This window comes from Leucobacter albus, from assembly GCF_039528015.1.
GTDB classification, from domain to species: Bacteria; Actinomycetota; Actinomycetes; order Actinomycetales; family Microbacteriaceae; genus Leucobacter; species Leucobacter albus.
Map to the genome: position 1 here is coordinate 24,941 of NZ_BAAAKZ010000019.1, position 13,928 is coordinate 38,868.

Below are 13,928 nucleotides of genomic sequence, written 5' to 3' on the forward strand. Positions count from 1 at the left end.
CAGCGCTGGGCGCCCCTACGCCCTACCCAACATCCAACTTCCCGGCAGCCCGCCACACGGCGACCGCGAGCTCGGGCACCGCGTCGGCGATTTCGCGCAGCAGCTCGAACTCGACCCTGTCGGCGTTCGCGCGGTGCGCGTCGGCGTCGGCGCTCGATGACTGCGCGGCGAGCCTCGCGAGCCCGTACTCGGCGAGCTGGCCGCGGTCTTCGAGCAGCTCGTCGCGCAGCGCGGCGACGACGAAGTCGTCGAGTTCAGGGACCTCTTCGTAGGCAACGGCCGGGTCTTGGCCGCCGCGCACGCGATACTCGAGAATCGTCTCGCGTTCGAGGCGCGCGTCTGCCCGCAGCTTGTGCAGGCGTTCGGTCGTGAGGTTCACGAACCCAATCTACCAAGCAACCCTATGCGCGAGGTCACGGCTGGGTCGCGGCACGCCCGCCAGCGACAGCACCACCACCGGCACCGCCACCAGCGCCGCCACCAGCACCGGCCCCCGCAGCCGCCGGCGCGTAGTCGCGCGGAATCGGCACCTGCCGCCACGGCACGCGCTGCGGCTCGGCGTCGAGCGACGGCAGCTCGAAATCGAAGCGCGACTTCGCCGCGAGCAGCACGAGCAAGAGCCAGCCGCTCTCGATGAGTATGCGGCTCTCGGTGAGCGACTGCACGACGAGGGCGACCATCAGCAGAAACGGCCAGAGCGCGCTCGTGGCGTACGGTAGCGGCGGGCCGAAACCGCGCCGCGGCTGATCCACCGCCCTGAACCACACTCGCCACAGCGTCAGCCCGACGAGCAAGACGAACAAGAAGAGCCCAACGATGCCGAGCTGCAGCCAGACGTCGAGCCACGCATTGTGGGCGCTCATCACCTGAATGCCGCCCTGCTTGTCGAGCGTTTTGAACGGTTCGACCCACGGCGCCCAGTAGCTGACCCAGCCCCAGCCAAACCACGGCCGCTGCTGAGCGAGCTCGATCACGCGCTCCCAGGTGTCGCCGCGGCCGGTGAGGTCTGCGCTCTTGCCGAGCAGCCCGAAGAGCGCGGTGCGGGCGAACAGCAGCGCGGCGGCGAGCACGGCGAGCAGCGCGCCGCCGGTGACGTAGACGGGGAGCCTGCCCTCGGCACCGCGCCTGCGCGCCCAGAGGGCGAATGCGAGGGCGCCGGCGACGGCGATGAGCGCGACCGCGACGGTCGCCGAGCGGGTGAGCGCGAGGGTCGCTGCGGCCATCGCGACCCAGAACCAGCCGGCGAAGCGGGTGACGAGCTTTGCGCGCAACTGAATGGCGAACACGATGATGCCGATGAGGCCGATGAAGCCGAACAGAGTCGAGCTGCCGACGAGGCCCTGAATGGGGCCGCCTGCGAACAAGAGGTCGCGGCTCCAGTACAGCAGCTTCGGCGTTTTCTCTTGCTGCGCTGCCGTGAGCTCGAGCCACCAGGGCAGGAGCGGCTGCCCCACGAACACCGCGACCCACAGCTCGAACACGAACGACAGCCCGATGACGTAGCGCAGCGCGGTGCCGAGCGTGCGCAGCACCTCGTGCCAGGTGAGCACGAAAGCGAGCGTCACCGCAACGAGCGTGGTGAGCAGCTGCGCGATGACGCCGAGCACGCTTTCGGCGCGGTACTGTGACCAGAGAATCGAGAGCGCGGCGAGCGCGAGAAAGAGGTAGATCGGGGCCGGTAGCCGGTACCACCTGAAGCGCGGTGGGCGCAGCTTGATGAACATCACGGCGCCGATCGCGGCGATGATCACCGCGCAGGCGATGAACGCGGGCCAACCGAGCAGATTTCGCACGCCGTTGCTTGCGAGGGTGAAGACGAAAACGACGATTGCGTACGCGCTCACCCCGAGTCTCGTCTTGGTATTGGCCATACCCGGTATGGTAGAGCATGCCAATACCGCAGGGAGCATTGTGCTGATCTTCATCGCGAACACGCCGCGCGCCTACGCGTGGGGGTCGAAGGTCGCGCTCCCCGAAATGCTCGGCCACGCGCCGACGGGGGAGCCGCAGGCTGAGCTGTGGCTGGGCGATCACCCGGGGAGCCCGGCGAGCGTCGCGAAGGCGACGCCGGTGCCGCACACGCTCATCGAACTCATTGCGAAGGATCCGGAGCGCTATGGCGTCAACGGCGGTTCGCTGCCGTTCCTGTTGAAAGTGCTTGCGATTGGTGCCCCGCTGTCGCTGCAGGCCCACCCCGATCTTGCGCAGGCGCGGGCCGGGTTCGCGCACGAGGAGGCGGCGGGCGTGCCGATCGACGCCCCGCACCGCAACTACCGCGACGCGAATCACAAACCAGAGCTGCTCGTCGCGCTGAGCGAGGTGACGGCGCTCAGCGGCTTTCGGCCGATCGCCGACGCGGTGCTCGACATGCGCGCGCTCGCGCAGGCCGCGCCCTACGGCGCCGCCGCGCTTTCCGTGGTGGCGGATCGGCTGGTCGCCGCCGACCCCGGTCAGGCGCGCGAGGGTTTTCTCACCTGGGCCTTTGGGGAGTCGGACGAGGTCGAGGAGGCGCTGCGCGGCATTGTCGACGCTGTCGGCGAAGGGTCGCGCCCCGCGATCGACCCCGGCCGCCTTGCCTGCCTGCGCGAGCTTGTCACGCACTACCCGGGCGACCCCGGTGTGCTCGTCTCGCTGCTGCTGCACCACGTCACGCTCGCGCCAGGCGAGGCCGTGTACCTTGGCGCGCGTCAGCTCCACGCCTACCTTGGCGGCATCGCGGTCGAGGTGATGGCGGCGTCTGACAACGTGCTGCGCGCCGGCCTCACGGAGAAGCACGTCGACATCCCAGAGATGCTTCGCGTGCTCGATTTCGATGCGCTCGACGACCCGCGGCTGCGCGGCGAGAGGCTCGCGCCCGGGCTGTGCGCCTGGCGGCCGGGGGTGCCAGACTTTCAGCTCTTCAGGGCCAGGGTCGCGGGCGAGGCCCCCGGCGCTGGCGGCGCGGCGGGCTCGCTGTCGTTTGGTGCGGGGCAGCACGACGGTGCGCACCTCTCCGGCGCCGCGAGCGAGGTCGTGCTCGACGCGAGTGCGCCGCTCGTGCTGATTGCGACCGCAGGCAGGGTGCTCGTTTCGCGCCCCGAGGCTGAGCTTGCCGAGATGGCGAACGTGGCGCGCGGTCAGTCGCTCTACGTGTCTGCGGGCGAGCCGATCCGCCTCACGGGCAGCGGCGAGGTCTTTCTCGCGACCGTTGGCGAATCATTCCCGCAGCACGACTCGGGCCGGTCATAAAGCGATCGCCCCGGGCTAGCTGGCCCGGGGCGATCGCGTTGTTTGTACGGTTCTCGCGGCTACTCCGAGAGCAGCGCCTGAATGCGGCGAATACCCTCGACGATCGCGTCGTCGCCGAGCGCGTAGCTGAAGCGCAGGTAGCCGGAGGGGCCGAATGCCTCGCCGGGAACCGCCGCGACCTCGGCCTCGGAGAGAATGAGGTCGGCGAGCTCGAGCGAGGTCGTCGGAGTGACGCCGCGAATCTCGCGCCCGAGCGCCTGGGTGACGTCGGCGTAGGCGTAGAACGCGCCCTCTGGCATGGGGCAGTGGAAGCCCGGAACCTTGTTCAGCTCCTCGATGATGAGCCCGCGGCGACGCTCGAAGGCCTGGCGCATCTCCTCGATCGGCTCCTGCGGGCCGTCGAGCGCTGCAGCTGCGGCAATTTGCGCGATGTTGTTGATGTTCGACGTCATGTGCGACTGCAGGTTCGCCGCGCCCTTGATGAGATCTGCCGGGCCGATGAGCCAGCCGATGCGCCAGCCGGTCATCGCATAGGTCTTCGCGACACCGTTCACGAGCATCGTGTTGTTCGCAAGCTCGGGCACGGCCTCGACGATCGAGATGGCGCGCACGCCGTCGTAGGTGAGGTTCTGGTAGATCTCGTCGGTGACGACGATGAGGTTGTGCGCGAGCGCCCACTCGCCGATTGCCCTGGTCTCTTCGGGGGTGTACACCGCGCCGGTCGGGTTCGACGGCGAGCAGAACAGCATTGCCTTCGTGCGGTCGGTGCGCGCCGCCTCGAGCTGCTCGACGGTCACCTTGTAACCCTGATCAGCGCCGGCAAACACCTCGACCGCTGTGCCGTCGGCGAGCTTGATCTCTTCGGAGTAGCTCGTCCAGTACGGGGCGGGGAGAATGACTTCGTCGCCCGGGTCGAGAATCGTCTGGAACGCCGAGTAGACGGCGTGCTTGCCGCCGTTGGTGACGATCACCTGGGCCGGCGTGATGTCAAGGCCGGAGTCGCGCTTGGTCTTGCGCACGATCGCCTCGCGCAGCGCGGGGAGCCCGACCGCGGGGGTGTAACGGAAGTTCTTGGGGTCGTCGAGCGCCTTGCGGGCCGCGTCGACGATATGCTCCGGGGTCGCAAAGTCAGGCTCGCCGGCGGCGTAGCTAATGACGGGGCGGCCTTCGGCCTGGAGGGCTTTCGCCTTCGAGTCCACCTTCAGCGTCGCTGACTCTGCGATGGCGGCGATCTTCTTTGACAAACGGTTGGTTTCGGTCACGCAATAAGCCTACTCCTGGGCGCATGCCCGCGCTCGCTCCCGCCCGAGATTGCGCAGCAGATTTTGAGCCGCGGCGCTCCCGGCCTGCCCGGCAAATGAACTTCAGTTCGACAAGGGCGGCTCGATCGCGTAGTGTTATAGCTAGGCATTGACTTCTGCCATTATCGGTTGTGCCCAAAACGCTTTCGATACGGCAGGGGTTTCACCTTTTAGGGTGGTGGCGCAATTGGTAGCGCAACGGTCTCCAAAACCGTAGGTTGCAGGTTCGAGTCCTGTCCGCCCTGCCACACCTGGCTTTCAGGCCGGGGCACTGAAAGGACACACGATGAGCAGCACTGAACTCGCTGAGAACGGCGGAAACGTCGAGCCAGCGAAGCAGGATGATCGCAAGCGTGGGTTCTTCGGTCGGATCATTCTGTTCATTCAGCAGGTGTTCTCGGAGCTGAAGAAGGTTGTCACCCCGACCCGCAAGGAGCTCGTCAGGTACACCCTCGTCGTGCTCGCCTTCGTGATCATCATGATGGCGCTCGTCTGGGTGCTTGACCAGGCCTTCGGCTGGGTCACCCTCTTCATCTTCGGCACGCCGCTGGGCTAGCCAGTAGATCCACACCCGCAACGAATGAGAAGGCACCACTGAGATGACGCCCGAGAACAGCTCTACACCTGAGGCAGACCTCGACGCGGCGCTTGACGCGCTGGCGAACGTGGCCGACCCCGAGGTCGACGCGGCAGTCGAGGACGCACTCGATATCGATTCCGTCGACGAGGCTGAGGCCGCGGCGAACGCGATCGTCGACGAGGAGTCGACGGAAGAGGGCGCTGCAGACGAGGCAGCCGAGTCTGCGGTAGACCCCTACAAGGCCTTCAAGAAAGAACTGCGCCGCCTGCCGGGCAAGTGGTTCGTGATTCACACCTACGCCGGGTACGAGCGCAAGGTGAAGTCGAACCTCTGGAACCGCCGCGAGGTCATGGGTGCCGTAGATGACATCTACGAGATCCAGGTTCCGATGGAAGAGGTCATGGAGGTCAAGAACGGCCAGCGCAAGATGGTGACCCGCGTGCGCATTCCGGGCTACGTGCTCGTGCGCATGAACCTCACCGAGAGCACCTGGTCGGTTGTTCGACACACCCCCGGCGTGACCGGCTTCGTCGGCAACGCTCACAACCCCGTGCCGCTGCGCCTCAACGAGGCGTTCGAGATGCTCAAGAGCACCGTTGAGCTCGAGCCCGCGGCAACCGCCAAGGGCAAGGCCCCCGCGACGGCCGTGGCCCAGGGCCAGGTCGAAATCGACTTCGAGATCGGCGAGACCATCACGATCAAGTCGGGCTCGTTCGAGGGCCTCCCCGGCACCATCAGCGAGATCAACCCGGCGGCCGGCAAGCTCACCGTGCTCGTGTCGCTGTTCGAGCGCGAGACCCCGGTCGAGCTCGGCTTCGACCAGGTCACGAAGATGGTCTAGCCCTGAGCGGTCACATGACTTCTGCGAAAGCGCGCGTTGCCCTCTGGGACAACGCGCGCTTTGCGCTTATCGTGCTCGTCGTCATCGGGCACCTGATTTCGACGGTGCGCACCGACACCGAGCTCGGCTTCGCGCTCTACGCCTACATCTACCTGTTTCACATGCCCGCGATGATCGCGCTCTCGGGGCTGTTCTCGAAACCAGAGGTGACTCCGAAGGCGATCGCTTCGACCGTGCAGTTGCTCGTGGTGTGGGGGCTGTGGGAGGGCATCTGGGCCGTGCTGCGCGGCGTGGTGTCGGGTAAGCAGCTGAGCCAGAACTTCTTGGTGAGCCCGGCGTGGACGCTGTGGTTTCTCGTCACCCTCGCGACGATGCGCATCCTGCTGCCCTACATCGCGCGGCTGAAGCACCCGCTCGTCGTTGCGACCGGGCTCGCGCTCATCGCGCCACTGTTGCCGGCGATCGGCGTGAACTTTTCGGCGGCGCGCACGCTCGCCTTCCTGCCCTTCTTCGTCGCGGCCTGGCTCGCGAAGGAGCGCGGCTGGCTCGCGGGAGACTGGTTCATGGCGCCGTCGCGCGGGCTGCGAGCCGCGGCATGGGCGCTGTTTGCCGGCATCGCCGCGGTGATGGCCGCGCTAGCGGCGCTCCCCGGCGGGTTCAGGGGCGCGTGGCGCATCGACCGCTGGCTCACGCACCGCGACAGCTACGCGTGGATGTTTGAGCGCGCGCCGCTGGGCGCGTGGAACGCGAACGGCGACGGCGTCGCCGGGTGGTTTGGGCTCGCCGCAGGCGGGGTCGCCGTCGGGGCCCTGCTGCTCGCGCTCGCAGCTGCGATGACGCTCGCGCTGCTCATCGTGGTGCCGCGGGGGCACTCGATCTTCACGGTGTGGGGCACGCGCACCCTCTACGTCTACCTGCTCCACGGGGTTGTCGTGTGGGCGCTGCGAGAGTCGGGGGTGGTCGGCGCGGTCGGTCAACTGGGGTGGCTCGGCGTCATCGTGCTCAGCGCTGCCGCGGTAGCGATCGCGGTGCTGCTGTCGTCGTCGCTGGTGTCGCGGGTGTTGCGCCCACTCGTCGAACCGCGCATGGACTGGCTGTTCGCGCCGATGCCAACGCGCAACCCCAGCTGAAACCTGCCGCTGACGCCGAGCCGCTGCTGCAGCGAGCTGGCCCGACGCTGCACGGTACGCACGCTCACCCCAAGCTCGCGCGCGATGCTCGCATCGGTGAGGCCGCGACGCAGCAGCCCGAGCAGCTCGCGCTCCTCGGGCCCAAAGGTCTCGCCGCCGTTGGCCTGTTGGGCGGCAGGCGCCGGCGTCGCGTGCTCCCAGACGCTCTCGAACACCGCGGTGAGGTAGTGCACAAACGACGGGTGCGTAGTGTGCAGCGCCGCGGCCGGAGCGCCCTCGTCTTCGTGCGCGACAAGGATGGCCTCGGCGCCGTCACGAATGAAGAGCCCCGAGGTGACGAGCTCCGAGACCCGCACGGCGTCGTCAGCGCAGTCTCGCGGTCTGCCAGGCGGCGCGAACACCGTGCGGTGGCGCACCTGGTGGCCCGCCTGCCTGTCGGCCCCGCCGCCCCGATGGGGCGTTGCGGCGTTCGGGCGCAGTTGGGGGAGGCTGCCCCAGATCGTGTGGGCCCCCTGCCCGGCTGGGTAGAGCGCCGAGAGCGTGCTCGTCGCCGCCCGCCGAAGCGCCAAGAGCCGCGAACGGAGTTCGTTGCGGGTGCCGATCGGGCTTCCCAGCGAGGCGACGCGAGGCGCTGGCTCTACCGGGAGCTCGCGCACATCGTGGAGCAGCGATTCGAGCCGGGCGGAGAGCTGCGCGACGTCCACGGGTGATCCTCCTTGAGCGGGCCTGCCGGGGGAGTGCCCCGGAGCTATACCACTTGACATTGTACCCGCAGGCGTCGCTCGCGCGAGCGCGGGGGCCGCGCCGCGCCCAGCCGCGGCATCGGCGCTGTCGCAGCTGCGCCACCCGGTGGCATGTTTCCGACCTTGGCGCGCCCACCGGGGCTGTGCCACACTGACCGCAGGGCGCGCATCTGAGCCCCGGCACCGCGCCGGGGCGTGACGCGGCGTGCCCAAAACATGAATCGGGCACGCGCGGCTCCTCGCTGCCGCGCCCGCCCCGGCGAAAGGAACCAGAACACCATGACAGCACACACGATGCGGCGGGGAGCGACGATGCTCCTCGGCATCGCGGTCTGCGCGGGGCTCGCCTTCACGGCGCCCGCCACCGCGCTCGCGGCCCCGGGCGGCGCAGACGCGCCGGTCGACGACGCCGCGCCCGCCTACATCTCGGGGCTCGTGAACCCGCGCGCCGACGAAACGACCGAGGCGCTCCCGCCGCTGCTCGCGAACGCCGAACTGATGCGCACCGAGGGCGATAGCGTTGTCGCCGCACCCGACCGGCCGTCGATGGCCGCGACGGCACAGCGATCGGCCACCGAACGCTCCGCCGCGCGCGCCGCGAACGAGTGCACCACCAACGCCTTCGCGGCGGCCTCGGGCCAGGCGCTCGTCGACCTCATCGCGGGCAGCACCACGAACTGCGTGAATACGCTCTTCTCGGTCACCGGCAGCCAGGCCTCGGCCGTGTTTGGCGAGGCAAAGATGGTCGCGGCCGCGAACGAGCTGAAGGCCATTGCGGCGAACTACCAGGGCAATAACTCCACCTCTGCCGCCCAGTTCGTGCTGTTTCTGCGCGCTGGCTTCTACGTGCAGTACTACAACTCCGCGAGCGTGCCGGCCTACGGCGCCGCCCTCGACACGGCCATGACGGGCGCGCTCGACGCGTTCTTCGCGAACCCGCGCTCGGAAGACGTGACCGACGCGAACGGCGAGACGCTCTCAGAAGCGATCACCCTCATCGACAGCGCCGAGCTCAACGACCGCTACCTGCCGGTCATCAAGCGCCTGCTCGCCGACTACGACGCGAGTTACGACTCCTCGTGGTGGATGCTGAACGCCGTGAACGCCACCTACACGGTGCTGTTTCGCGGCCACCAGTTGCCCGCATTCGTGAACGCTGTTGCGGCCGACCCGTCGATCTTGCAGACGCTGCGCGACTTCACCGCAGACAACGCAGGCCTGCTCGCAACCGATCGCGCCTACCTCGTCACGAACGCGGGGCGCGAGCTCGGCCGCTTCCTCGGCGACCCGCAGGTGAAGGCCGCAGCGAAGCCGCACGTGAAGGCCGTGCTCGACGCGACCTCGCTTAACGGCCCTGGCTCAGCGCTGTGGGTAGCCGTTGCCTCGATGGGCGACTGGTTCGACCGTGCGAACTGCGACTACTACGGCACCTGCGATTTCAAGGAGCGCATCGAAGCGTTCGTGCTGCCAACCACGTTTGAGTGCAGCCCGAGCATCACGATTCGCGCGCAAGACATGAGCCAGGCCGAGCTCACCGCGAGCTGCGACAGCCTGCTCGGGCAAGATGCGTACTTCCACGCGGTCGCGAAGGATCCCGGGCCCGTACCGGGCGACGTGAACACGAAGATCGAGGTCGTCGCCTTCGACTCGAGCGACGACTACCAGTCGTACGCTGGCACCCTGTTCGACATCGACACGAACAACGGCGGCATGTACCTCGAGGGTGACCCCTCGCAGGCGGGCAACCAGGCGAGGTTCATCGCCTACGAGGCCGAGTGGCTGCGCCCCGAGTTCGCTATCTGGAACCTCAACCACGAGTACACCCACTACCTCGACGGCCGCTTCAACATGCACGGCGACTTCGCCGAGAACATGCTCACCCCGACAATCTGGTGGGTTGAGGGCTTCGGCGAGTACATCTCGTACCACTACCGCGGCATGGAGTACACCGCGGCCCAGCAGCTCGCTGGCACCGGCGCCCACACGCTGAGCGAGCTCTTCGACACGACGTACGACCACGGCACCGACCGCATCTACCGCTGGGGCTACCTCGCGGTGAGCTTCATGCTGAACAAGCACCCGAACGAGCTGCAGACCGTGCTCGGGTACTACCGCTCCGGCGACTGGAACGCGGCGCGCGCCTACCTGAAGAACAGCATCGGCACGAGCTACGACCAAGAGTTCGCCGGCTTCCTCACCGAGTGCGCCGCCGGCAACTGCAGCGCTGAGCTCGGCGGCGAGACTCCGACGACAAACACGCCGCCAACCGCCGCGTTCTCGGCGGCGGTAAATGGGCTCGAGGTCACCTTCTCCGACGAGTCGAGCGACGCAGACGGCACCATCGCCTCGTGGGCGTGGGAGCTCGGCAACGGCGAGACCTCGACCGATCAGCACCCGGCGATTAGCTACGCCGCGGCGGGAGACTACACCGTGAAGCTCACTGTGACCGATGACAAGGGAGCGACCGCCACGGTCAGCCGCTCCGTCACCGTGACCGATGGCGAGGAGCCGGGCACCGGCGGCGAGAACACCTGGCAGGTGCCAGTTTGCGAAGACGGCGATGCGCGCGCCCTCGGGCAGGCCTGCGGCCGCATGCAGCGCTCGGCCGGTGCAGGGCAGTCTGACTACCTGCTCATCTGGGTGCCCACCGGCACGCCGCGGCTCACCGTCACCGCCGGGGGCGGCACCGGCGAGGCCGACCTGTACGTCGGCCACACCGGCTGGGCGAGCCAGCAGAACCACGTCGCGCGCTCGACGAACCCGGGCACGAGCGAGCAGGTCGTCATCGACTGGCCCGCCGCTGGCTGGAACTACGTCACGCTCTATGGCGCAGACGCGTTCGACAACGTGAGCGTGTACGCGCAGTACTAGGGCAAACACCCGGGGTGCCCGCTGAGCACACCCCGACGATCGCGGCGTTCACGAGGCTACGGCCCCGGGGCGCCGCGATCGGCGTGTGGCCGGGTTCGGCGTGTGGCCAGGTTCGGCGTGTGGCCGGGTTCGGTTCAGCCGGGTTCGGCGGGGCCGGCTACTGGGCCGCGACCGCTCGATCGGCCCCGCGATCCGCCCCGCCACGCGCCAGAAACTCGCCGACGCGCGCGCCGAGCTGAAACCGGCCGCGCGCGCCGAGGCGGTGCTGAATCGCCTGCACCTGACGCTGCACCGTGCGCTCGCTCACGCCGAGTGAGCGAGCGATGCTCGCGTCGGTGCGGCCGAGCACGAGGTAGCGCAGCAGCTCGACCTGCTCTGGCGTGAGCCCCGCGACCCCGTCGAGCTGCGGGGCGGTCACGGGCAGCGCCCGCTCCCACACCGACTCGAAGAGCCTAAGCAGGAAGTCGACGACGAGCGGGTTCGAGGTGTGAAACCCGAGGTGTTCGACCTCGGGGTAGCCCTGCGCGATGACGAGCGCCTCGCGGGCGTCGCGTATGAGCAGCCGCGATGGCACGAGGTCCGATACCCGTGCCTCCTCGCCCTGTGCGATCGCGTTGAGGGTGGCCTCGAGGTGCGCATCCTCCTCGAAGATCGCCGTCGAGTACACGACCCGGTAGCGCACCCCCGCCTCGAGCGCGACGGTCTGCGACCGGCTCTGGCCGTGGGTGTTCGGGCAGTAGTCGCCGTTGTCGAGCGCGCTGATCGACTCTCGGGCGGTGAGCTGAATGGACGAGAACAGCGCGGTGCCCTCCTCCTGCGAGGTGATCGCGCGGCCGATATCGGCGTCGCCAGCCACGCCGCCGCGGGCAACCGCTATGAGCTCGCCGAGTCTGACGGTGAGTTCTGAGAGATCCATCTGCACGTCCTCGTCTGTGGAATACAGACCATTATTGCGCGTCTGGGCCCCTCGGCACGAGCAACTGATGCTCCGCGAGCTCGCGGTACAGCGGAACGCGGTCGACGAGCTCGGCGTGCGTGCCCTCACCGAGCACCCTGCCGTCTTCTACGACGATGATCTTGTCGCTGTCGACAACCGTCGAGAGCCGGTGCGCGATCACGATGAGGGTGCGCCCCGTCGCCACGGAGTCGAGTGCCTCGCGCATGAGGCGCTCGTTGACTCCGTCGAGCGAGGCCGTCGACTCGTCGAGCAGCAGAATCGGGGGAGCGGTGAGTAGCGCCCGGGCGATCGCGAGGCGCTGCTTCTCACCGCCCGAGAGCATCAACCCGTGTTCGCCGACCTGCGCATCGAGCCCGGTGTCGAGGCCCGCGGTCTCGGCCGAGCGGTCGAGCAGGCTGCCGAGGTTCACCGCGCGCAGCACGCGCTCGCACGCTGCGTCGCTCGCGTCGGGCGAAGCGAGCAGCAGGTTTTCGCGCAGGGTGCCCGCGAGCACCGGCGCATCTTGCTCGACGTAGCCGAACTGGGCCCTGAGCTCCGCGCGGTCGAGGCTTCTGATATCGGTGCCAAAGAGCTCGATGGCGCCAGAATCGGGGTCGTAGAACCGCTCGATGAGCCCGAGCACGGTCGACTTGCCGGCACCAGAGGGGCCGACGAGCGCGACGCGTGTGCCACGTGGAACATCGAACGAGACACCGTGGAGCACCGGCGTCTCGACGATATCGGCCGGGGCCGCCTGGGCAGCGCGGCCGGCCCGCCCGCGCACAAGCTCGCGCGCGTCGACGCGGTCGGGGGCAGCCGAGCGGTAGGTGAAGTGCACGTCAGCGAAGCGGATCGCCGGCTCGCTCGCCGCCCGTGCCGTCGCCGTGCTGGGCGCGGTGTCTCGCGCCGCCGTGTCGCGCGGCTCCGTGTCGCCCTCCGCCGTGCTGCCGGCTGCCGTGCTGCCGGCTGCTGCGTGGGGCGCGGTGTCGGCGAGCGCCACGATGCGCCCACCTGGTGCGAGCTCAGCGTCGTTTGCGGTCTCGGTTGCCAGGCCGTCGATCTCCTGAATGCGGCCGAGCGCGCCGAGCGCCTGATTCACCGCAGAGAATGCGCCGAATGCCTGGCCGAGCGGGGTGATCATCATGAAGAGAAAGATCACAAAGGTGACGAGCTGGCTGATCTCGATCGCGCCTGAGGCGACGCGGTACCCGCCGAAGCCGAGCACCGACAGCAGCGACACCTGCAGCGCGATGAACGAGATCGGCACGATGAGAGCCGAAATTCTCGCGATCTTCAGCCCAAACCCGTAGGCCTCTTCGGCCTGGCGCTCGATCGCGGCCTGCTCGCGGTCTGCGGCGCCAGCGGCGCGAATCGTGCGCATCGAGCCGATCGCGCGATCCACCGAGGCGGCGAGATCGCCGACCTTCTCCTGTGCCCGCGCCACGGCCGGGCGGATGCGGCTCGCGAGCAGCACGACGACTACGAGCGATACGCCGATGATGCCGAAGGTGATGAAAAACAGCACCGGGTCGATGATGAACATGCCGACGAGCGCGCCGACGAACAGCAGCGCACCGCCAACGGCCTCGACGAGCCCCTGCGTGAGCACCGCGCGCAGCAGCGTCGTGTCAGAGCCGACGCGCGAGACGAGGTCGCCCGTGCGGCGGCGGTCGAACTCTGAGATCGGCAGATGCAGAATCTTGGCGATGAGTCGGCGGCGCGAGCGCAGCACCACGCCCTCGCCCATGCGCTGCAGCAGGTAGTGCTGGTAGCCGTCGAGCAGCGCGCCGATAATCACGACCGCGACGAGCACACCGACGAGCGCGCCGAGCGGCTCCACGGCCTGCACGCGCTCAATGACCTGGCCAACGAGCAGCGGCTGCGACAGCGACACGAGCGCGCTGACGAGGCTCAGTGCGATGATGAAGCCGAGCAGGCCGCGCTGCTCGAACAGGTAGGGGAGCAGCTGCCTGAACGAGGCCCGAGGGCCCGACTGAGCGCCGCGCGCGCCCCTGCGCCTGCGCCCGTTCTCTGCGGGGGTCGGTGCCGCCGACAGCGGTGCATTCGAGGGCTGAACTTGCTGTCGCGCGTGAGAGTCTGGCACCCGTCCACTCTATCCAGCTCCGGTGCGCGAGCCCTGGGAAATGTGTGCGGTTTGGCGGCGCTGGGCGCTCGGAGCTGGGCGCTCGGCGCTCGCTGGCCCGCGGGGCTGACGCGGCCCGCGGGGCTGGCGCGGCTGGCGGGCCGGCGGGGCTGGCGCGGCTGGCGGGCCGGCGGGGCTGGCGCGGCTGGCGGGC

The 13,928-nt window shown here is 68.7% G+C and carries 10 protein-coding genes, 1 tRNA gene and 1 pseudogene; 6 read left to right on the forward strand and 6 right to left on the reverse strand.

Going from position 1 to position 13,928, the window contains the following annotated elements:
• Positions 1-22: 22 nt before the first annotated feature.
• Together ABD115_RS16375 and ABD115_RS16380 are read right to left on the reverse strand one after the other, a co-directional pair.
• A complete protein-coding gene (locus ABD115_RS16375; RefSeq protein ID WP_343962856.1) occupies positions 23-379 on the reverse strand; it encodes a hypothetical protein in 357 nt (118 codons plus the stop codon).
• Positions 380-413: 34 nt separating this feature from the next.
• Complete coding sequence (locus ABD115_RS16380; protein WP_343962857.1) at positions 414-1,871, reverse strand: O-antigen ligase family protein; 1,458 nt, start codon at positions 1,869-1,871, stop codon at positions 414-416.
• Positions 1,872-1,911: 40 nt separating this feature from the next.
• Between ABD115_RS16380 and manA the strand changes: the two genes are divergently transcribed.
• Positions 1,912-3,228 (forward strand): mannose-6-phosphate isomerase, class I, encoded by a 1,317-nt coding sequence (manA, locus tag ABD115_RS16385; RefSeq protein ID WP_343962860.1) that lies wholly within the window; start codon positions 1,912-1,914, stop codon positions 3,226-3,228.
• A gap of 59 nt (positions 3,229-3,287) precedes the next feature.
• Here the strand turns inward: manA and ABD115_RS16390 are convergent, their stop codons facing one another.
• Positions 3,288-4,490, reverse strand: a complete 1,203-nt coding sequence (locus tag ABD115_RS16390) for a pyridoxal phosphate-dependent aminotransferase (protein WP_343962862.1) — start codon at positions 4,488-4,490, stop codon at positions 3,288-3,290.
• A gap of 211 nt (positions 4,491-4,701) precedes the next feature.
• Between ABD115_RS16390 and ABD115_RS16395 the strand changes: the two genes are divergently transcribed.
• The 4 genes from ABD115_RS16395 to ABD115_RS16410 all read left to right on the forward strand — a co-directional run bounded on the left by ABD115_RS16395 (position 4,702) and on the right by ABD115_RS16410 (position 7,080).
• A tRNA-Trp gene (locus tag ABD115_RS16395) sits at positions 4,702-4,777 on the forward strand.
• 38 nt (positions 4,778-4,815) lie between these two features.
• A complete protein-coding gene (secE, locus tag ABD115_RS16400; RefSeq protein WP_343962864.1) occupies positions 4,816-5,085 on the forward strand; it encodes a preprotein translocase subunit SecE in 270 nt (89 codons plus the stop codon).
• Between the two features lie 43 nt (positions 5,086-5,128).
• Positions 5,129-5,950, forward strand: a complete 822-nt coding sequence (gene nusG / locus ABD115_RS16405; protein WP_343962866.1) for a transcription termination/antitermination protein NusG — start codon at positions 5,129-5,131, stop codon at positions 5,948-5,950.
• A gap of 14 nt (positions 5,951-5,964) precedes the next feature.
• Positions 5,965-7,080 (forward strand): acyltransferase family protein, encoded by a 1,116-nt coding sequence (locus ABD115_RS16410; RefSeq protein WP_343962868.1) that lies wholly within the window; start codon positions 5,965-5,967, stop codon positions 7,078-7,080.
• A 53-nt stretch (positions 7,081-7,133) separates the two neighbouring features.
• On the opposite strand, the pseudogene ABD115_RS16415 reads toward ABD115_RS16410, so the two are convergent.
• Positions 7,134-7,844: pseudogene (locus tag ABD115_RS16415) on the reverse strand (hypothetical protein); the annotation flags it as partial.
• Between the two features lie 258 nt (positions 7,845-8,102).
• Between ABD115_RS16415 and ABD115_RS16420 the strand changes: the two are divergent.
• On the forward strand, positions 8,103-10,694 hold the full coding sequence (locus tag ABD115_RS16420; protein WP_343962870.1) for a collagenase: 2,592 nt from the start codon (positions 8,103-8,105) through the stop codon (positions 10,692-10,694).
• Between the two features lie 157 nt (positions 10,695-10,851).
• Here ABD115_RS16420 and ABD115_RS16425 read toward each other — a convergent pair whose 3' ends face one another.
• A complete protein-coding gene (locus ABD115_RS16425) occupies positions 10,852-11,610 on the reverse strand; it encodes a helix-turn-helix transcriptional regulator (RefSeq protein WP_343962872.1) in 759 nt (252 codons plus the stop codon).
• 31 nt (positions 11,611-11,641) lie between these two features.
• On the reverse strand, positions 11,642-13,687 hold the full coding sequence (locus ABD115_RS16430) for an ABC transporter ATP-binding protein (protein ID WP_382389561.1): 2,046 nt from the start codon (positions 13,685-13,687) through the stop codon (positions 11,642-11,644).
• Positions 13,688-13,928: the final 241 nt, after the last annotated feature.

Excerpts from the sequence above, each read along its gene's own strand:
- ABD115_RS16380 (WP_343962857.1), bottom strand. The coding sequence starts at position 1,871 with ATGGCCAATACCAAGACGAGACTCGGGGTGAGCGCGTACGCAATCGTC.
- secE (WP_343962864.1), top strand. The coding sequence starts at position 4,816 with ATGAGCAGCACTGAACTCGCTGAGAACGGCGGAAACGTCGAGCCAGCG.
- nusG (WP_343962866.1), top strand. The coding sequence starts at position 5,129 with ATGACGCCCGAGAACAGCTCTACACCTGAGGCAGACCTCGACGCGGCG.
- ABD115_RS16410 (WP_343962868.1), top strand. The coding sequence starts at position 5,965 with ATGACTTCTGCGAAAGCGCGCGTTGCCCTCTGGGACAACGCGCGCTTT.
- ABD115_RS16420 (WP_343962870.1), top strand. The coding sequence starts at position 8,103 with ATGACAGCACACACGATGCGGCGGGGAGCGACGATGCTCCTCGGCATC.
- ABD115_RS16425 (WP_343962872.1), bottom strand. The coding sequence starts at position 11,610 with ATGGATCTCTCAGAACTCACCGTCAGACTCGGCGAGCTCATAGCGGTT.